General features: G+C 41.2%; 15 protein-coding genes. 2 read left to right on the top strand and 13 right to left on the bottom strand.

The genetic code is table 11. From position 1 onward, the window contains the following. Nucleotides 1-3 precede the first annotated feature (3 nt). The 10 genes from SFU91_05370 to SFU91_05415 all read right to left on the bottom strand — a co-directional run bounded on the left by SFU91_05370 (nucleotide 4) and on the right by SFU91_05415 (nucleotide 14,538). A complete protein-coding gene (locus SFU91_05370; protein MDX2128447.1) occupies nucleotides 4-6,501 on the bottom strand; it encodes a S8 family serine peptidase in 6,498 nt (2,165 codons plus the stop codon). A gap of 149 nt (nucleotides 6,502-6,650) precedes the next feature. Next, nucleotides 6,651-7,472 (bottom strand): purine-nucleoside phosphorylase, encoded by an 822-nt coding sequence (locus SFU91_05375; GenBank protein MDX2128448.1) that lies wholly within the window; start codon nucleotides 7,470-7,472, stop codon nucleotides 6,651-6,653. Between the two features lie 56 nt (nucleotides 7,473-7,528). Further along, nucleotides 7,529-8,854: a phosphoribosylamine--glycine ligase gene (purD, locus tag SFU91_05380; protein MDX2128449.1), complete on the bottom strand. Its 1,326-nt coding sequence runs from the start codon at nucleotides 8,852-8,854 to the stop codon at nucleotides 7,529-7,531. A 300-nt stretch (nucleotides 8,855-9,154) separates the two neighbouring features. After that, complete coding sequence (locus tag SFU91_05385) at nucleotides 9,155-9,583, bottom strand: hypothetical protein (GenBank protein MDX2128450.1); 429 nt, start codon at nucleotides 9,581-9,583, stop codon at nucleotides 9,155-9,157. A gap of 467 nt (nucleotides 9,584-10,050) precedes the next feature. Beyond that, nucleotides 10,051-11,016, bottom strand: a complete 966-nt coding sequence (locus SFU91_05390) for a hypothetical protein (protein MDX2128451.1) — start codon at nucleotides 11,014-11,016, stop codon at nucleotides 10,051-10,053. Further along, entirely contained in the window at nucleotides 11,010-11,192 is a 183-nt protein-coding gene (locus SFU91_05395; GenBank protein ID MDX2128452.1) for a hypothetical protein, read from the bottom strand. Before SFU91_05395 ends, SFU91_05390 begins: the two co-directional genes overlap by 7 nt. Nucleotides 11,193-11,372: 180 nt before the next feature. Next, on the bottom strand, nucleotides 11,373-12,023 hold the full coding sequence (locus SFU91_05400) for a hypothetical protein (protein MDX2128453.1): 651 nt from the start codon (nucleotides 12,021-12,023) through the stop codon (nucleotides 11,373-11,375). After that, nucleotides 11,986-12,960: a polymorphic toxin type 23 domain-containing protein gene (locus SFU91_05405; GenBank protein MDX2128454.1), complete on the bottom strand. Its 975-nt coding sequence runs from the start codon at nucleotides 12,958-12,960 to the stop codon at nucleotides 11,986-11,988. Before SFU91_05405 ends, SFU91_05400 begins: the two co-directional genes overlap by 38 nt. Before the next feature lie 97 nt (nucleotides 12,961-13,057). Then, nucleotides 13,058-13,633, bottom strand: coding sequence for a hypothetical protein (locus tag SFU91_05410; GenBank protein ID MDX2128455.1), 576 nt, complete (start codon nucleotides 13,631-13,633; stop codon nucleotides 13,058-13,060). A gap of 2 nt (nucleotides 13,634-13,635) precedes the next feature. Beyond that, on the bottom strand, nucleotides 13,636-14,538 hold the full coding sequence (locus tag SFU91_05415; protein ID MDX2128456.1) for a hypothetical protein: 903 nt from the start codon (nucleotides 14,536-14,538) through the stop codon (nucleotides 13,636-13,638). 861 nt (nucleotides 14,539-15,399) lie between these two features. Here SFU91_05415 and SFU91_05420 point away from each other — a divergent pair. Continuing rightward, nucleotides 15,400-16,434: a rod shape-determining protein gene (locus SFU91_05420; protein MDX2128457.1), complete on the top strand. Its 1,035-nt coding sequence runs from the start codon at nucleotides 15,400-15,402 to the stop codon at nucleotides 16,432-16,434. A 27-nt stretch (nucleotides 16,435-16,461) separates the two neighbouring features. Here SFU91_05420 and argH read toward each other — a convergent pair whose 3' ends face one another. Next, nucleotides 16,462-17,934: an argininosuccinate lyase gene (gene argH / locus SFU91_05425; GenBank protein MDX2128458.1), complete on the bottom strand. Its 1,473-nt coding sequence runs from the start codon at nucleotides 17,932-17,934 to the stop codon at nucleotides 16,462-16,464. A gap of 106 nt (nucleotides 17,935-18,040) precedes the next feature. Between argH and SFU91_05430 the strand changes: the two genes are divergently transcribed. Further along, a complete protein-coding gene (locus SFU91_05430) occupies nucleotides 18,041-18,622 on the top strand; it encodes a thymidine kinase (GenBank protein ID MDX2128459.1) in 582 nt (193 codons plus the stop codon). A gap of 111 nt (nucleotides 18,623-18,733) precedes the next feature. On the opposite strand, the gene SFU91_05435 is transcribed toward SFU91_05430, so the two are convergent. Both SFU91_05435 and SFU91_05440 read right to left on the bottom strand, forming a co-directional pair. Then, entirely contained in the window at nucleotides 18,734-19,747 is a 1,014-nt protein-coding gene (locus SFU91_05435) for a Gfo/Idh/MocA family oxidoreductase (GenBank protein ID MDX2128460.1), read from the bottom strand. A gap of 82 nt (nucleotides 19,748-19,829) precedes the next feature. After that, nucleotides 19,830-21,176 carry a tetratricopeptide repeat protein gene (locus tag SFU91_05440; GenBank protein ID MDX2128461.1) on the bottom strand — a complete coding sequence of 449 codons (1,347 nt, stop codon included), beginning with the start codon at nucleotides 21,174-21,176 and terminating at the stop codon, nucleotides 19,830-19,832. Between the last annotated feature and the right edge of the window lie 26 nt (nucleotides 21,177-21,202).

The following is a 21,202-nucleotide window of genomic DNA, read 5'->3' on the forward strand; positions in this document are numbered from 1 at the left end:
CTTTTATTTGATGAGAATCATTTTGCGCGTTTGGTTGAATGAACCGGCTTGCAAACGGTAGAAATAGACACCGCTTGAAAGATTTTGCGCATTAAACACAGCAGTATAAGAGCCGGCTTCTTTTCTTCCATCAACCAAAGTTGAGACTTCGCGACCAAGCATATCATAGACCTTCAGCAACACGGTTGAGGACTGCGGTAAGGCATACTTAATCGAAGTACTCGGGTTAAATGGATTTGGATAGTTTTGACCTAACTCAAAATTGGTTGGCCTTGCTTTCTTTTCCTCTGCAATTGATGCTACAGGTTCGGTATAGCCTATAGCAAACTCTCCAAATGCGGTTAATGGAGCTGTTGTTACAAGCGAATCGTTCACAACTGTACCGCCAAGCGATGCCCAAGCCGCTGAAGAATCTGCACGATAAAGCCAAACCAATCGATTTGAAGCCAAAGATGTTGCGAATTTACTTACAGCACCTTTGAGCACACCGTTTGTGAAAGTTCCTCCGTTCGAGAGAACATAATGGAACTCCAATATTCCGGTAACACCACTTGGCAACGCTGAAAACAGCGGGAAGTGATTAAAGAAGGCTGCCTTCGCAGTTTCACTTGAAGCGCTAACATCCGCTAAGCAAGAAACCCCGGTACTTCCAAATGAAGTCATAGATGCTGTGCCAGCAGCCATAACCGCTACGGCACTATCTGTGGCTCTTACACCGGAAGTTGGAACAAAACGATAGACAACGCCTGATTGTGGAAATTGTGCCGAAGAAGTTAAGGTTGAAACCCCAACGGTTGTTGAGCCCGTTGTCGCGTCGATAAAGTCACCTGAGCCTCCTACAGAACCTTTCATACCAATTGAGGCTGACGAAAGCGTCGCAAAAGTTGTTCCGTTCTTTGGTCCGTAAACAAACTCCACCAAATTACTTCCTTCATAAATTCGAACTTGGTAGTTAAGTGTGGCACCCGTTGCGCCAGTGTTGCTCCAGTAATCTCGAACATTAGCATATTCAACGGTAAAGACACGATTCGGCTCAGTGCCACGTACTGAGGAGCGTAATGAATCCGCACCAATCAAGATGAGATCATCCCACCAAGGTGCAAGTGCAGCTACAGGTGCAGCGGTCGTAAAGAGTGCGCTATTTGTCGCACTTGCGGCTGAACCTTCGAAAGATAAGACCCCGTTTGAACCTGCGTTCACAGTTGTGTAAGCCTTTCCATTAAAGTTTGCACTAAATGGAATTGTTAGTGAAACTGACCCATCATCGGGATCAGTAATCCCTGAACCGATTGGATTATTGAGTGAAGAGTAAACCCCTCTCGTCGTCACTCGTCTATAATTGGCTGAAAGCGGCGAACCAAAATTTAAGGCGGTTGTTGTAACCGAGCTTAAACCAGCACCACTATTCGCTGCAAACGACAGTGTGACCCCTTGCTCAACATTATTATAGGTCAAATCACTAAAGGTAACGCTACTCGCACTTTTTGGAATAACACGTGTTAATGTGCCTCCCAAAACGCCGGTTCCATTACTTAAAGAAACGGTAACCGTAACTGAATCGAGCACAGGCCGAACCACATTCGCAGAATCTTGGGTTTGAAGTGTAATGCTAAATGGCGTATTAACCAACCTCGTACCTGTAGGCTGAGCAGTTACAACCAATTTAGATGGTGTTACCAAAGTTTCTGTACGAATGCTATCAACATACATATTGTTGCCATATTGATTATTCGTCACAAACGCCAATCGAATACCTGTTCCTGCATAAGCCCGCAAATCAACGCGTTCCGTTCTCCATTGTGATGCCGTTGGAACAAATGCTGCAAAAACAGATGGTGCCGTTGAAAGTTCAACACCGCCCTTTTTGAAGAGACGCGTGCTATAAGTTTTACCTGAATCCAACGAAGCCCAAACCTCCAATGTATCCGGAGCATCGGTGAATGTTGAATACGCCACTTCAAATCCCAAACCAACATTATTTGAAACAAGAAATAGTGGTGTTTTAAGTGTATCGCGTTCACCCACTTCTTCATAATCCCAGTGATTCATGAAGGCAGAACCGCCTGTTGGAAAACCTGCGGTTGAACGTCCCCAAGTAATTGACCCTGCATCAGGGTTTGCAACTTGCCACCCTGTTGGCGGGAAGGTTGTTGCGGTGAAATTTTCCGAAACACCATTCGGAAGAGAAACAGAAACCAAAAATCGGTTACTCGTTCCGGCTGTTAGGGTCATTCCACTGCTTGCACTCACTTGAAGTGACACACTATCAGAGCTAGATGTATTGAGTGTCAATCCGGTAAAAATAGCTTCGGATTGCCCGGGTTGGAGCGTCACGGTTGTTGTACCACCAAGCGTTGCAGAACCTGAAGCCACTGAAACCGAAAGCTGCGTTTCGGTTGTAACGCCTTGCCTAAAATTTGCGTTATCAAAAGTTCTAGCGGTTAAGGTAAATTCTTGACCTGCACTTACAGTTCCGCCAATTGGCACAACTTGCACAAATGTCGGTGGTTTTTCAGAAACAAAACGAATCGTTCTTCCTGAGGTTGGTAATCCCGCAGTGGCTGTTCTTGACATATTCAAAGTTCCTGCAGCAAATCTTTGAATAAGTGCAGATGCCCACGCGGTTCCCGAGCCTTTTTGCAAAATTATCACTTGCGTTCCTACCGTATCCGCGCCTTTTAATCCGACACCAAAAGTTCGAAACGCTCCGGTACTCGTGCTTCCTGTGAATGTTCCATAGACAAATTCAACATCATTTGATGTTTCATAGAGTTTGAGTTGGAAATTCACATTGTTAAATTGCAGACCCGGAGTCGTAATACCCGTGCGGTTTTTGTCGCGAACATTCTTCCATTGAATAGTGGTCACTCGGTTTGGCTCAGTTCCGGTAGTGTGTACTCGGTATTCAGCCCCCAGCGTACCTGCTTGCAAATCATGATTCAATACCGAAATGATATTTGAATCTGCTTCTGCAATACTTGCAATCGCGCCATTAAGACCAGTTTGGTCTTGCGGTGTTTCAATAAAGAGGTTCGCTTTTGAAGGCGCATCTGAACCGAGCTTAATGAATCCATTGGTGTTAAACACGAATTCATTAAAAGTTGAGCCTCGAAACACAAATGGGAAACCAATTGAAATCGGTGCCGAATTTGCGTCATCGGTATTTGCTGTTGCAATCACGGTTCCATCTGCAGAACCAAGTTCAGTGTAGGTTCCTTGTGTGTTTGAAACTAAATTTTGATTAAAGTTCAACCTTGCGGGAGTTGCCCGAACGGTTAAAGGAATCGAAGCCGCAGTCAAACTCGGCCCTGAAGCAACAGTTGCATTAAAGTTTAATCCCGTTTCCGCTTTATCATATCGCAATCCGGTGATTGTCTTGGTATTGTCCCAAGGGTAGAAAGTGACCGAAGCCGTTCCAGTAAAATTGCCAGTACCATTTGTTACGGATACTTGAACGGTGGTCTCTCCAGTCACATTGGTCGGCGTTCCATCGGCGGATTGAACTTGCACAACCGCAGAAAATGGTTGATTGATAATCGGCCGAGAAGGAATAGTTTGAACAACTAACTTAACCGGGGTTGGTGCGTTTTGTGAATTCACAAAAAGATACCTTTGTCCATTGGCAATATTGACATTGTTCCGGTAGTTCGCCCTATCGCTTCCTTCAGTTAAAATACCCGCAGCATTCCAAGCAGTTCCAGACCCTTTGAAAACAGAAACACCCTCTGCCGGTGAAACCGATTTCATCCCTACAACCGCCGTTCTAAATTCTCCCGGATTGGTATTTGGCGTAAAAGCACCGTACGAAAACTCGACATTGTTGGTTGTTTCGTAGAGTTTCACTTGGAAATTCATCGCGGTGTATTGGCGAACACCCAAAGTTGCTGATGTATCTTTCTTTTCACGAACATTTTTGAATTGAACCGTTGTTACTCGATTTGGCGCACTACCGGAAGTGAACACACGGTATTCAACTGAATCGGTTCCGATTAAGTCCACATTGAACGGAGAAAGAATATTGACATCCGCCGTATCAGTGCTCCAAAGCGCACTACCCACAGTGGTTTGATCACGGATACCGGCAGGAAAAAGATCCGGCTTGGAAGTTGGCGAAGAACCCAATTTCACAAATCCATTGGTGTTGAGTACGAAGGAACTAAAGACATTACCCGCATAATTAAAATCAAACCCAATGGGAACAGGGTCAGAATTACTGTCATCGTTATTAGCCGGTGTAATGGCATTTCCATTCGCGCCCAAATCGGTATAAGTTCCGATTGTCGAGTTGACAAACGATAGCGGATATGTTTCTCTAAATGCTTTTGAATTAGAAACTCCAAAAGGTGCACTGGTTGCAGATACTGTCCCAGATTGATTACTAATTTGAACGGTGTAATCAGCGCCTAAAGCCAGATCACTTTTTACTGTATAGGTTGCGGTGCCATTGTTATCTGAAGAGAGACTAATGGTATCGACAACTGTTCCGGCCTTTTTCAATAAAAGCTTCACATTTCCAGAAACAGTGCCGCTCGTTGCCCAACGAACGGTTTCGCTTGCACCCGTTTTCCAGACAGTTCCCGGAAGAGGCGAAAGGAATGAAAACCCGCTCTTACCTTGTGCGGCTTCAATCGCACGACGAGCGTTTACACGTCCGTAACCTAATTCATTATTCCAAGTACCATTTGGCCGACCGGGATAATTTACAAATGAATATCCTGCAACCTTTTCAGAGGTGCTTTCAAGAATTTGTGAGAGTTGAGCGGCAGTCAAATTTGTATCTGCTGAGGCAATTAAACCGACTAAACCTGCTGCTACCGGACATGCCGCTGATGTACCGCCAAAATTTGTTGTATCACCGGCATCATATCCATCAGCACCTCTACGGTCTATGGTCAAAATACCGCTCGAAGGTCCGGAAAAGTCACCCGGAGCTACAACATCTAACGAATCTCCCCATTGCGAAAAAGAGGCGCGGCGGTCGCGATAAGTAATTGCACCCACGCCAATAACAAACGGTGCATTTGCAGGGTAACCATTGACCGTTGACGTTCCCCCGTTTCCGGTTGATGCAAGTACCAAAGCGCCTTTTCCACCTCGTGCATTTAATCGAACATTTTCAACAGCAGCTAAACGACCTGCAGTAACTCCGCCGCCGCCCCAGCTGTTACTTACAGCAGCAACGCCCGGTGTAGCCACCACTCTTGCGGCTGCGCGTGTCAAAGTTGCATCATCGGTTCCAAACGAACCGTTTGCATCAGGAGCGACGGTCGCGATATCAACCGGCATCACTTTTATGCCATTTCCAATTGAGGAAACACCGCGTCCATTATTGGTTAACGCTGCTATAATTCCGGTACACGGCGTTCCGTGATTTGAGTTTGAATTTTGAGGGGCGGGATCATTATCGTCACGAGCCGCGTCGTAAGGATTAATCACTTTTCCTTCTAATTCATAATGTGTGTAGTCATATCCACCTGCGTCCCAAACAGAAACGACAATATTTGTATCCCCTTGAGCTAAAAACCAAGCTTCAGGAGCATCGACATCCGAGCCCGGAATTCCGCCAAATTGACCCGTGTTATTCAGCCACCATTGACTGGTATAATTCGGATCGTTCGGAGTAAAGGTTGAAAAAATAGATGGTAGTTCTTTATTTCTTGAACCAACCTTTTTTGCTTGCTCCGGACGAACTGCCGGAAACTCTCCGCGCTGCAAGTCTTCAACCGTTTGAAATACCTCGGCATCTTTTTTCTCTACAGAAGTTGCGGCGGACTTTACTCTAACTTTCCCTTTTCCTTTGGGGCTTCTTAGCAAAGGCTCATCAATGACTGAAGCAGATTCAGTATCCTTTTTAACTTTTTTTCCCTTTTTTGGATCCTCTTGAGAAGGCTTTTCTTGGAAAGAAGCAACCGTTGCCATTTGTGTGAAATTGGGATGAGCATACTTTGCATATCCACTTTCATAAAGGGCTTTTGATACCTTAAACGGGTTTTCAGAGGTACGAATGATGAAGGTTTCAAAATCAGTACCTGACCCGATTCTCTCCATTACCTCATAACCACCTGCACTTAAGACTGACGCAAATTGAGTTGAAGCTCCTTTTAGGGGTGCAACAATGACTTCATTGGTCACGTAATAAACATCCCCCGTTTTATCGGTATATGCAAAATAGGCGGCTTCAACATCAGGGTTTTGGCGAATTCCCTGCAAAGCCTGAGATGCTTTTTGACCAATTCGGTAGTCGCTCTTTACTGAAAGAATTACTTTATTTCCAGCACCGATTTTCGATTCATCAAGCGGCATCAAAGAAACGCTGGCATTAACCACCGACTTTGCCTTTGCCTTACTGACCGTTGAACGGAACTTGACAAAAACTTGTGAATATACGGGTGTTAGAGACTCGACTCGCGAACCGTTGTAATAGGTTTCTCGGCTTTCCTGTGCAATTGCATTGGAAGCGATAACCAATAACAACGACGCGATGAGAAAATATTTTCTCATTTTGTTTTGTTGTTTTGTTGTTGATTAAAAAAATGTTCAGGTAAAAAAATCATTCACGAAATGTGGGAAATGTATCACATACCGTTTATCATATTTTTGATTCTAAGAATATTTTTTGGGAAAAAAAAGAGGGAGGGGGAAAAATCTTTTTAAATCTTTTCGATGACTTGCTTAAAAATGGCGGTCATTTTCGGCTCTGCATGTGAGGCCGCTTCGATGATTTCTTTCACATCAACAGGTTTTAATGACTCCGGAAAGCATTCATCGGTAATAATTGAAATTCCAAGCACTTCTGTGCCTTGATGCGCCGCGACAATCACCTCTGGCACCGTTGACATTCCAACCACATCCGCTTGCAACAAACGAAGCATCCGATACTCTGCACGCGTTTCAAGCATCGGGCCGGAGAGCGCAACGTAAACCCCTTTTTGAACTTTGATTTTCAAATCCAAAGCGGCTTCTTCTGCCATCTTAATCAATCGCTTCGAATAAGGCTCGCTCATATCCGGAAAGCGTGGCCCCAAGGTTTCATCATTTTTTCCGATCAGGGGATTATTGCCAAGAAAGTTAATATGATCGTCAATAATCATTACATCGCCTTTTCGGTAAATCGGGTTCAAACCGCCACACGCGTTGGAAATGCAAAGCGTTTTAACGCCCAATTCTTTCATCACGCGAATTGGAAAAGTAATCTGCTGCATCGAATACCCTTCGTAGTAGTGAAACCGCCCTTGCATTGCGACAACTCTTTTACCTCCGAGCGTTCCAAAAATGAGTTTCCCGTGATGTGATTCCACCGTCGAAATCGGAAAATGCGGAATCGATTCATACTCAATAACCAATTCTTCGCTGATTTCTTTGGCTAATCCCCCTAAGCCAGTGCCTAAGACCACACCAATCGGATAAGATTCCTTCGTCTTTTGTTTGATGAAATTCGCCGCCTCTGCAATTTGCTTTTTTAGTTCAGACATTTTGGTTTTGTTTTATTGTTCGTTCAGACCAAACTTCTTCTCAAATTTTCTAATTTCTATTTTGATTCAAAGAGCGACTCGCGTTCTACTCCTTTATAACCGATATCTTTGCGATAGTAAACCCCCTCGAAGTAAATCTGAGAGCAAGCTTCATAAGCATCTTTTTGCGCTTGTTTAAGAGATGAGGAAACCGCCGTAACCGATAAAACACGACCGCCTGCCGTTTTTAATTTCCCTTGCTCCCTTTTTGTACCGGAGTGAAACACAATGATTTTCCCTTCTACATCAAGTTTACATTCCTCTTCCTCAAAATGACATTGACCTGAAATTGCTTTTCCGGTTTGATAAGAATCGGGATAACCGCCCGAAACCATTACAACCGTTAACGCACTTTCTCTTGAAATTGAAACCGCCTGTTCACAAAGTGTTCCATCAAGCGAAGCTTCAAGTAACGAAAGAAAATCGGATTCAAGACGCGGTAAAATCACTTGCGTTTCGGGGTCGCCAAGCCGCGCATTGAATTCCACCACAGAAGGATTTCCTTCATGAATCATTAATCCTACATATAGAAAGCCGGTATAAGGAATCCCCTCAATTCGCATCCCGTCGAGCAAAGGTCGGATAATCCTCTTCTCTACTTTTTCTCTGACTTCATCAGTAATAATGAGTGCAGGTGAATACGCGCCCATTCCGCCGGTATTTTTGCCGGTATCTCCTTCTCCAATGCGTTTATGGTCTTGGGCGTCGGGAAGTAAAATAAAATCGGTTCCGTCGCAAAGTGCAAAAACGCTTGCTTCCTCGCCTTGAAGAAATTCTTCAATCACAACTTCATCGGTGGCGTTTCCGAAAATTCTCTTATTAAAAAAATCATCAAGAGTATTAAGCGCCATTGATTCTGAATCAGCTATCACAACGCCTTTCCCTGCCGCGAGTCCACTGGCTTTAATGACGATCGGGAATTTGTTTTTTTCTGTAACAAACCGCGATGCCTCATTAAATGTAGTAAAAAGGGCGTAGCCGGCAGTTGGAATCCCAAACCGCTTCATTGCATCTTTTGCGAAGGCCTTGCTTGTTTCCAATTGTGCCGCTGCTTTCGATGGGCCAATAATTGCATAGTGATGTTTTTGAAATTCATCCACGATGCCCAATTCAAGCGGCTGTTCAGGTCCGACAATTGTGAGGTCAATTCCCTTTTCACTTACAAATTCTATCAACGCGGGGAAATCGGTGGGTGATATCGAAACATTTTCACTAATGCCATTGAGATCGGCAGTTCCTCCGTTTCCGGGTGCCAAATAGATTTTTTTGACTTTGGGAGATTTTCCAATTTGCCACGCAATCGCTTGTTCGCGTCCGCCGGAACCAATAATGAGTATGTTCATAAAGAAGTGATTTGCAGCAAATATACAACGCTTTTAAGTTTATGTGATTCAAGAGTGTATGTATTAATCGATTTTGTCATTCTCACAATTCTTATTGCATATTATTAATGCGATTTTCCGCAGAAGGCGTAGGGCGAGAACTGTTGGTCGGCGGGGTCTAAGGCATAGAAACGGTTGAAATCGGTGTTGTAAAGCCGTGCTCTAAAGTTCCAGAGCTTGCCTTAATTTTTAATCATACTAAAAAGTAATAATAAAAAAAGGCCTATTTTAATAAAATATTATGAGCTTTTTATGTAAGTTCTATTTTCTATATTTAATTCTACTTAGTATTCTATTTTCAAATAATTCTCTATAATATTTTTCTTCACTATCGGATAGTTCTTTTTCAAACAACCATCCATAATTATTTCTTGTATAAATATATTTTCTTTTTCCATATTCTTTGGATGAGTCGACTTTTACTGAAACACCACTTAAACCAAAATTAAACCCTTCCTTTTCCCAATCAAGCTCTCTTCCACTGAATGAAACGAAGCAAATTATGGTATCAGACTCATTTACTAAATTAAAATAATAATTTCCTTTAAGTAAAAAAACTTGTTCAATACCTTTATCTAATTTTGCATCACCTGTTTTATTTACAAGTATCTTTTTACCTTCGTTTACTATTAAAGATGAATCACTTGAGTATAATCTCTGAAATTCTAAATCTAAGTCTGACTTGCTCATATTCGAATAATAGGTGCTTATTGTCCCGTGCATTCCGGCTGTATTATAAAACAAAAAAATTGAAGCAAACAATAAAACATACTTAATATGTTTTGATAATATTTTGTGATTTTCTTTACATTTATTTTCAATAATAATCAATGGAAACAAAAAAAACAGACAATAAATATCTGTGTAGTCAACATTACGATTAATATTAAAAAAATTAAAGGTGTTAATACTCTGTATTAATAAATCAGACAGCGGTGTTTTCCAACAGATAAAAATTATCGAAGTTAAAATTAAAGATAATTTATTTCTTAATCCAAGTAAATATTCAAAAAAAAGGTAAAGAGAAATTATTCCAAACACATCAGATAGTTTACCAGTGATAAAATTGTGAAAATAGGACTTTAAGAAATGATCATTCAAAAAGACTAAAATCAATGAGAGCGATAAAATATATAACTTATACATTATCGATTTAATTATTTATATGGAAATGCTTTATTTCTATTTGCTTCAATATTACCAAGTGGTTGTGCTGCTTTTGCTGAAATGGAGAAAATAATCTTATATTTTATAATGGAACTAAACATAACATGAGTTATTTGACCTGCCATAAATTGATACATGTCATATGGAAATGCATTCATACTTGTATTATGGCTTTGTATAGAAAGTAATGCATCTGCTGCAATTACACCATCTGAAAAGTTAAGAAAAGCATCACTAGGTCCCGCTGCATAAAATTTTTCATAATTTTTATCATGTATGTAGAAATTGTAATCCAGATTACTAATTGGGACTGAACCTTCTAAGTTATATGGTCCTCCGTAATGCCCATACAAATTTGTTGAGTTTTTGACCTGATAAACCCCATTTTCAATATTTTTTTGTAGAAGTTTATATACTTCAAAAAATCCGTTGCTTGTCATCCAAGCAGTCGGCTGTTGAGTGTTAACTGGATTTATATTAACCGTACCTGACTCTACCAAATATTCAATACCATTATGTGCCGCATGATTCAGCCCTGAGATTATTGCCCCTGAAGCCGCACCTCTCCAAAAACCACCCCCAGAAAGCTCAGACGCTAATCCGGCAAACATCGTACTTGATGCTATTTGAGCGTTTGTCCCCCAAGTATGTGTTACGCTGCCCATTAAAGAGCCGCCTAAGCCAGTTAAAAATGAACCTGCTGTGTAACCTCCACCGCCAAATGATGCCCCAAGTTGCATGTTTACTATTCCGTGTGCCCCAGCACGAACAAAAGCTTCTCCTATACCGCCAATCCCATTAAAACTCTCACCTATACCAAAAGCAAACATCCCACTTATTCCTCCAATCCCAGCAGACCTAGCAAATCCGCCCCAACTCCAATTATTAAACCCTCCAGAGCTAAATCCAACGCTTGCTGTGTAAGTTGCACCGCCTATCGCTGTTCCTTTTAACATCGCGATTTCCAATGCCCCAATAGTAAATGCTTCTTGCCCATTCCTATCCACATACATGAGCGGCGAATTTCCGCAGAAAGCGTAGGGCGAGAACTGCTGGTCGGCGGGGTATAAGGCATAGAAACGGTTGAAATCGGTGTTGTAAAGCCGCGCTCTAAAGTTCCAGAGTTTGCCATCGCCTTCGTTTTCTTGGCCGGAGAAGTAATAGCGGTACCACGGGGTTGAGTTAATGGCTTAATTTATTTTTCAATATTTAGCATGAATATGTGATTTGATCGATAAAGAATTTTTTTTTAAATAAAAAACTTACTTTGTTTTTTCTATCTTGTTTCAATTATTCATCTTACTTTTCTGATTTATTTCTCTTTAAACTCTTCCATTATCCAATTATCCGATGGGATAATAATTTCTCGCTTTTTTAGAACGTACTTTAGAGGAGGGTTATACTTAGTCGATTCATAATGGCTCGTTCCCCTTTCCTCTACCCTTAAAAATTCTCTAATCAATAAAGTTGAATCATTTAGGATAGTTCCTCTAACATCAGCCACCTTTAAATTTCTGAATAAAACCGGACCACCTGAGATCGTTGCATCTTTAAAATACTGAATTCTAATATCATCACCTACTATCAAATATTTACCCCAATTTAAATAATCACTATCTTTTAGTTCATTATACAATTCTAATTTTTCAATTTCAGTTATCGTGCTTAACCATTTCTCAATTTCTTCCAAAGGATAACAAAATAAATAGCCGTCATCAAAAAAAACATATTGATTTCCTATTAAGTGTTCATCTTTCATTGGAACATAGTAACCTTTAATCTTTTTTGAATTGATCCATTTTTGCTTTATTTCTGAATCACCATCAAATATCCAATTTGCCTTATCAGCATTTCTAATTTGCAGTCCAAGACAACCTTCAATTATCAAACTTAGTGCTATTGCAAGCCAAATAATGTTTAACTGTTTAGTAGATAAACCACGACCTTTTTCTTGATTTAACATATGGATTTGAATATTTATCGTAAGTCGTTGTGAAATATGGACTTCCCACTAACTTGTGTATTCCATTCTGAAATAAATCTTGCACGGAGGGATGATTCCACCCTACACGATGGATTATATTATTACTCCCTCTAAATCCAAAGTATGCTGGACTAAAATAAACATCTCCAATTTCATATGTACCCTTTTTATTTTTACCCCAAATTCCAGACGATTCAACTTTATACCCAAAACCTTCCGATGTTCCTATCTCAGCCCCAAGTGAGAAATTTCCAACTGACAATTCGAATGCTGCAGTTCTACCTTGGTCTGTGCCCCCATTCACAAATGGAAATATTTGGTCATTTGCGTAACTAAATCCCCAGTTTGTGCCGCCAAAATAAATTTGATTCAGCGTTTGATTGAATGGATTATTTTGAACATCGTTATGGTAGTTGAATTTTGTGTGAGAACTAATTAAGCTAAAATCTTTACTGCTTAATCCTCCAAAGGTACTAAATGAGGTATGAAACCCATTCAATCCTTCATTTTGCGCTTTCGTTGTAAATCCGGCACCAACGCCAACACCCGTCACAAAATGGTCACCATATTTTGCAAATAAACTTGCATTATATCCAACAGAGAAACCAGCAGTACCAAATGAAATATTTGGCGACAAACTAAACCCAAAATTCCAAAACCCGATACTATAACTTGGTAAATAAGATGAAGCAATTGTCGAAGCTGAACACCCAACAGAACCCCAAAAACCTGCTGAAGCACCACCTGTATTTAACGCCAACCAACCCTGCGCTGCTAAATAACCACCTGATTTTACAGCTTCCCATCCCCAATCTCCTTTGGAAAATCCGTGATGCAAATATCCTGCTGTAAATGAAACTCCAACCATAATTAAATCATCAATTATAAACCAGCGCCCGTTCTTATCCACATACATCAGCGGCGAATTTCCGCAGAACGCGTAGGGCGAGAACTGCTGGTCGGCGGGGTCTAAGGCATAGAAACGGTTAAGGAATTTATATATTTGAGGACTATTATGGTAAAATGCCTATCTTTCTTAATTTGACAACTTTTTTTTCATTAAAAAAATATACATCATAAGTTGTGGGCAGTAAAACTTTATTTAGATCTCTATAATATATATTTATTTCTTTGCAATTCTCTTTAATTTTTATTATTGCAAATGGTTTATACTCTATAGTACTTTGATCTCCCTTAGATTTCATTACAAATATTAAATGCGTCATTTTTTCTGAAATTCGGAAGCCAACTGGTGCAAAATATCCTAAAGTGTCGTTTACTCTAAATAATTGTTCGGTTTGTTTTAGTTTTATTTTTTCCTTTACCCCTAATAAAAATGCATCGGAATTCATTTTCACAATTTCATAAGCAGGTGTAGGTAGATTAAATTGAAATCTCATAGAATCAGGGTGAAAATCAAGACCTTCCAAAATTTCTAAATTGTTAATCCAAGCAGTATCACGAATTGTTACTAATTCATAACATTCTGATTGTAAACTATTCTCTAATCTTTCACTCTGAATAAATATTGATGAGCAACCTAATTGAAAAATAAATATTAGTAATACTACACTAAAACTTTTCAACATAATTAGCGCAAGTTTGGTGGTAAATAGTCTGGCGGATAATAAGGAAGTTTCATAATACCAACAGGTGATCCATATATTTGTTTCAAATATGTTGAAGTTCTCACAAAAACTCCGCCGCCTACCCCCTCTTTAGATAAAACGAAGTATCTTCCATAAGAATCTCTCCCTAAAGAAATTCCAACATGAGCGGGTTCACCTGTAGGTTGCTGTGGAGGTCCAATTTTAACAACATCAATTTCAGTTTTTAAGTGGTCGCTCATTGTATCAACAAAGTCTCGACAAGATTGTTGAGAACCTTCTTTAGTATAATTTTTTCCATAAGATTCTTCTCCATCTTTATTGGGTATAGCCTCATTTGTTAGACCCCTTCCGTAGGCTTCAAAAGCAGTAGCTGTTAAACTAGCACTTATACTTCCTGATATTCCTCCAAAGATTGCACCATATCCCCAATTTCCATCAAATGAACCAGAAACTCCTCCTCCTACGCTTCCTCCAATCATTGTTGGTAAAATTGCATCATCAATAAATGTCCCAGCCGTACCACCTGCCAAACCACCTAAAGTTCCTGCAAGTGCGGATTGACCAACTTTTCCCCAATCTATTCTTCCTTTATTAAATACTAATTGTGAACTAATACTCTGTGTTGAACCTCCTACGAATCCTCCTAGAGTAGAAGCAGTTATCGCATAAGCTTCGCTTCCCTTTTCAAAAAGCAACCCTGCTGCTGCGCCTCCTGTTTTATAGGCCAACCAAGCACTGCCAGCCGTTATTAATCCGCTTTTAACTGAATTCCAACCAAAATCACCAGTAGTTAATGCAGAGGAGAGATAACTTACAGTAAATGCTACAGCTGAAACTATCAAATCATCTATTCCGAACCAACGCCCATTCCTATCCACATACATCAGCGGCGAATTTCCGCAGAAGGCGTAGGGCGAGAATTGCTGGTCGGCGGGGTATAAGGCATAGAAACGGATTCCCTCCGCTTCACCTCTAAATGTCTATTCTTATTTACTCATCGACCCTTAAAGCAATTCACGCATTCAAAAAGGAGACTGTAAGTAGTTTTTATAAGGCTTTCTTTTGCAAAAAGCAAGGCTTCCAAAAATGGTTTTAAGCTTAAAAACAAAAAATTTATAACCTAAAAACAAATTGTTTTTAGCCTTAAAACAAAATGATTTAAGGTTAAAAACAGCTTTATTCTAACCTTAAACTTAATCAAAACCGCGTGTTTTGGTTGATTATAAAGCGCCTATAAGTTCGCGTGATTCAGCCTCTCTTCCAAAGGCATAGGGCAAAAAAAGCGGTCACTTGGGCTCTAAGGCATAAAATCAGTTGAAGCTGTAGTTTTTCACCGAAAGCACTCACCAAACAAAACTTTTGTTTCACTCTCCAATCTTAACTCTTCACTCCTTTCTCTTCACGCTTAACAGTTTTGACTTGACTCAATCTCCGATTGAACTGCACGAGTCACATCCCTTTGCAGGTAACGCACCGTATCCCGAAAACTTTTTGACTTTTTTCAATATTTGTGAGTAAACATCACTGTCAATACAATTTTTTTTTTAGATTTGTTTTAATGTTCGTTATAATCCATTTTCAGGACTTGTTTGAATCATACAATTGATTTGTTTTCCTCGCAATCGCCGTTCCGATGTGCATTTCAGTTCATCATCGTTTTCCTGTAGCGACATCGTCACTTTTGTAAATGCACGCTAAGTTGTGCATGATTATTTTATTCAATTTACTTTTCAAGTTCTCTACCTATGGGTTTTTTGGACTTTCTATCTCGCGATATCGCCATTGATCTTGGAACTGCAAATACGCTTGTGTATGTCAGAGGAAAAGGCATTGTGCTTAATGAGCCTTCAATCGTCGCTTACGACCGTGCCTCTCGCCGCGTTGTGGCCTTAGGGCACGAAGCAAGGCAAATGCACGAAAAAACAAGCCGCGATGTTTATACCATTAAACCACTTGCCGATGGCGTTATTGCCGACTATGAAGCCGCCGAAGAAATGATTCGTGGGCTCGTGCGCAAGGCACTGAAAGACAATAGCTTTGGCGGCTCAATTCGCCGTATGGTGATTGGAATTCCTTCCGGGATTACTGAAGTTGAAAAGCGTGCCGTTCGCGATAGCGCCGAACACGCCGGTGCGAAAGAAGTCTATCTCGTAGCAGAACCAATGGCTGCTGCAATTGGGCTTGGGCTTGATGTTGAAGCCCCTTATGGAAATATGGTGGTTGACATCGGCGGCGGCACCTCGGATATTGCGGTTATTTCGCTTTCAGGAATAGCGGCCGGTGAATCAATTCGTGTCGCAGGAAATGAAATTACCAACTCGATTCTTCAACACTTTCGCAAAACCTATAACCTCGCGATTGGCGAACGAACCGCCGAGAAAATCAAAATGGAAATCGGCAGCGCGTATGAATTGGATGAGGAGTTAATTGCTACGGTAAAGGGAAGAAATTTGGTCACAAGCCTTCCCGAACAGCGCGATGTCAGTTCACCCGAAATTCGTGAAGCAATTGTTGAACCCATAAATAACATTGTAAATGCCATTCGCCGCTGTTTAGAAATGACACCTCCCGAGCTTTCAGCTGATATTCTAGATCGTGGAATTATTCTAACAGGAGGCGGTGCTTTGATTCGTGGGCTTGATAAGCGCGTCAGTGACGAAACAAAACTTCCGGTACTTGTGGGCGAAGATTCACTGACCGCCGTCGTGCGCGGTACTGGCAAGATTCTCGAGAATCTTGATAAGTATATGAATGTTCTTGTACGAGCAAAAGGACGCTAATGTGATTTTTTATCCCCCCAATTCCTCTCAAACTTGCACGAGTTTCTTTTTCCAAAACTTCAATTGATACTTTACCGAATCAGGCGAAGCCGCGCCAAACGATTTACGCATTGCCACCGATTTTTTTGGATCAAGAAATTGATACAAATCCTTTTCGATTTTTGAAGAAAACCCTTTCAGGGTATTAAACTCAATATCCTTTAAACTTACTTGATTCTTAATTGCAAAACCCACAATTTTCCCCGTTACTTCATGTGCTTCACGAAACGGAACGCCCTTTTTGGCTAAGTAATCGGCAATTTCAGTCGCAGTTGAAAAATCATTTTCAATACTGCTTTCAATTCGCTCTTTGTGGAATTCGGTGCTTTTGAGCATTGCACTCATGATTTGAAGCGATTGCCGTGTGGTTTTAATTGCACTAAACAGCGCCGGCTTATCTTCTTGCATATCGCGGTTGTAGGCTAAAGGCAGACCTTTCATCAGAGTAAGAAGATTCATCAAATCACCGTAAACCCGTCCGGTTTTGCCGCGAATCAGCTCGGCCATATCGGGGTTTTTCTTTTGCGGCATAATGCTACTTCCGGTAGTAAAGGCATCTCCAATGGTGGCAAACCCGAATTCAAAACTTGTCCAAAGGATTAATTCTTCCGAGAGCCTGCTGAGATGCATCATGACCATTGAGCAGTTTGAAACGAACTCAATCATAAAATCGCGGTCGCTTACGGAATCTAAACTGTTGAGCGTGGGTTCACGAAATCCAAGCTTTTGGGCGACCCAAAGTCTATCAATCGGAAACGAAGTTCCGGCAAGAGCGGCTGAGCCCAAAGGCAATTGATTCATTCGCTCTGCCGCGTCTGTAAATCGAGCTTTATCGCGCTCAAACATCGAGACATACGCAAGTAAATGATGAGAGAGCAAGATGGGCTGTGCACGCTGAAGATGCGTGTAACCCGGCATGAGGTCATGCTCGTGCTCGGTGGCTTTGGCAAGCAAAGTTAATTGAAGGTCGAGCAAGACTTCAATCATTCGCTTTGCCGTTTTTTTCAGAAAGAGCCGTTCATCAAGCGCCACTTGGTCGTTGCGGCTACGAGCCGTGTGCAACTTCCCTGCCACAGGCCCGATTTTCTCCCGAAGCCGCGATTCGATGCTCATGTGAATATCCTCTTCTTTCCCCATAGTCTTGAAGTTGCCGCTATTCAACTCCACTAAAATTTCCTTGAGGCCGGTGGTGATTTTTTGAAACTCAATTTTATCAATTATTCCCTGAAGCATCAGCATCTCGACATGAGCGAGACTTCCTTCAATATCTTCTTCAAACAATACCTTATCAATGTCAAAAGACGCGGAGAAATCGAAGGCTAATTCATTCATCGATTCCTCAAATCGCCCTCCCCACGGCATTGGATTGGCAACACCCGCTTTTTGGGAATTGCTTTTGAGTTTTGTTTTTTTCTTTGATTGATCTAAGGGGCTATTGGGTTGGCTGTTCTTTTTCTTCACGGATGTCAATTGCAGGTTGTTTTGAATTGAAATGATATTTTATCCATTACTATAGCTTAAAATGGTCTTTTAAAGTTACACCTTTTCGGGATTACGGAGAGAAGAAATGAAGAATAGAAAATATAAAACCATTAAAACGCTGAACGGCACCTTGGAAGTCATTGCCGGATGTATGTTTAGCGGTAAAAGCGAGGAATTGATTCGCCGGCTAAGGCGTGCGAAAATCGCGAAGCAAAAAGTCGTATGCTTTAAGCCTGAAATGGATGATCGATATTCGAAAACAGAAATTGTTTCTCATAGCGCCAATCGGATTATTTCAAAGCCGGTTTCATCGTCGAAAGAAATCTATCAACAGTCGCGCTTAGCCGATGTGGTGGGAATCGATGAGGTACAATTTTTCGATGAAGGGGTTGTTGAAGTCTGCGACCGGCTGGCGTATGAAGGGAAACGGGTTATCGCGGCGGGGCTTGATTTGGATTACCGTGGGAAGCCTTTTGGCCCAATGCCGAATTTGCTTGCAGTGGCAGATTATGTCACAAAATTGCAAGCGGTGTGTACCATTTCTGGTTTACCTGCCACACGCAGCCAACGGCTTAAGCAAAGCAATGAACTTGTTTTGCTTGGCCATACGAATGCTTATGAGGCGAGGCATCGCGCTTACTTTGAAGCACCTGAAGAAACTGAATAGTCTAAATTTGTAAGTTGAACTCACTTGAAGGACAAGGGCATTTGAGATGAATTGGGGAGAAATTGGGGGAAAGTAACCCATCGCATAACCACCATCAAATCTTTACCACTATTAGAGCTTAACTTCTTTTTTGGTGTGCGATGATTTATAAATTGCTTCAACAATTTGCATCCGTTCATACGCTTCTTTCAGCGTTGAACTAATGGGATAAAGCCCCATCACGGCATCCAAGAAATGGCGAAGTTCGTTTGTGTATGAACGCTTGTAAATGTCTTCAAGCGAGCCGATTTTTTCGGGCGTAACATTGACAAGGTTATCGTGTACTTTCTTGTGGAACTTCAATGGATAAACACGCGCGAATCCGTCTCTGCCATACACATTGCAGTAAAGCAAATCTGAATCTACCTCAAAATTCCATCCGGTTTCAATGGTAATGGCTTGCCCGTTTTTTAGCCGAACCAAGACGGAGGAAAAGTCTTCAACGCTTGCAGCCGTTTCTTTTCCATCGCGTTCAAAATTAACAGCAGAGACCGAAAGGGGCTCCGGAAAATTCAAGAGCCATAAGGCAAGGTCAATGACCATAATGCCCAAATCCAAAATGACACCGCCGCCCGAAAGCTCTTTCTTGGTTTTCCACTGCCTGTCAACCGGATTTTTCTTAAGCCAACCGGCTTTCACAAAAAAGACATCACCAATTTCTCCGCCTTGAATGAAACTCTTCAGTACCATTGCATCGGGGCGGAAACGTTGATTCATCCCTACCATCATCTTAATATCTTGCTTGCCTAAAGCGTCGATAATTTCCTTTGCTTCTTTAGCAGTTCTGGCAAGAGGCTTTTCGATTAGCGCATGCTTTTTTTCCTTTATGGCTTGAAGCGTAATGGCTTTATGCGTATTGGTTGGCGTGGCAATAATAACGGCATCAACATCGGGGCTTGCCAATACTTCTTGATAATCCTTAAAGACTTTTTTGACCTTATACTTTTCCCCAACAAGTTTCGCTCGGCCATATTCAATATCGCAGAGTGCGGTTAATTCAACATTCGGGAGTTTAGAAAGAATCGGAAGATGTGTGACTTGTGAAATCGCGCCGAGCCCGATAACACCCACTTTAATTTTATCCATCAGAAAAGAAAACTATGTGACTAAAAGCTTCAACAAGTTTACAAAATTTATAAATGCAAATCGGTGATAAAAATTAATTTCTCTATTGCATATTGGCGGTAAGCTCCTGAATTTTATTCATTCGACTTTGAAGCCGTCCAATTGCCACTTGAATTTGAATCACCAATTCACGAGTTCTCCCCAATTGTTCCGGTGTATTTCGCTCATTTGCTGGTACTGTGACTCTCACATTATCGATTTGATTTAGATAATCTTCAACTTCGCGCATCAGTTTATCAGCCTGTGGGTCTTTAAGTTTATCTACTTTTTGACGGAGGATATAGACAATGCAATAAATACTAAGCCTTGAAGACCCTTGTGTTTGAATGATACTTGGGTTACACTGACCTTCATTGATTGTCCACTGTCCCGGTAAGTTATCCGGGCCATCTGTTCTGAGAAGCGGATGGGTTTGACCGTCAAATTTACCCAAGGGTGTTGAGACGAAAAAGTTAATCGCAGTATTGCTGATTTGGGCAAGTTTTTTCGTCGTCGCAACGGCTTCTTGATATTCCGGTTTCATTGCTTCAACTACGATTTCGGGCACTTGATAAACCATCATCGAATCGCGCTGGGTGTCACGGTATCTGCGAAGTGCATCTGCTGCTTTTTGATACCCCGCGAGTCCAATATCGGCAAGGTCTTTCAGCCCTTGGTTGTTTCCGGTATTGGCAAGAAGAATTCCTCGTGCATATTTGGCTTCATCATAGTTGGGGTCGAGGTTGATGGCATTGTCAAAATCCAAAATCGCATCATTATACTTTTTATAGTATTGCTTGATCAGTGCTCTTTGAAAATAGGCTTCCGGTGAAGGTTCAATCACTATTGATTCAGAGAGATCCATCACTGCCGGTTCGGGCTTTTGGATTTGATAATAACAGTAACCGCGGTTGTAAAGCGCTTTGGGATGTTGTGGTCTTAATTTCAAAAACTCGGTAAAATCAGCAATGGCTAATTCATATTCTTTCAGAACGATTCGGTTTAGACCGCGTTCATACAAGTAGTTTGAATTATTCGGAGCCATAGCAACGGCTTGGTTCAATTCAATCTGTGCTTCGATATAACTGCCTACCACTTTGTAACAAAGTGCTCGTTGAAAAAATGGTTCAGCACTATCGGGATATATTTTTATAACAGTGGAAAAATCATACAACGAACCTAAGGAATCAAGGATCATTCGACGCGCTTCCCCTCGTTTCATAAGGGCTTGATAGTTTTTTGGATCTTGTTGTAAAACCGTAGTAAAATCCAAAATCGCTTGTTTATTTGCGCCCGAATTTAGCCTTACAATACCCAACTTTAACAAACTATCTGTTGGAACAGAGGTTGATTGCGCTTTTACCACAGAAAATGAAAAAACCAAAACGAAAACCCAATACGCTCTTCTCATAAGTTTTGTAACCAATGGTGAATTAA

This window comes from Chloroherpetonaceae bacterium, assembly GCA_033763895.1.
In the GTDB taxonomy this organism is placed as follows: domain Bacteria; phylum Bacteroidota; class Chlorobiia; order Chlorobiales; family Thermochlorobacteraceae; genus JANRJQ01.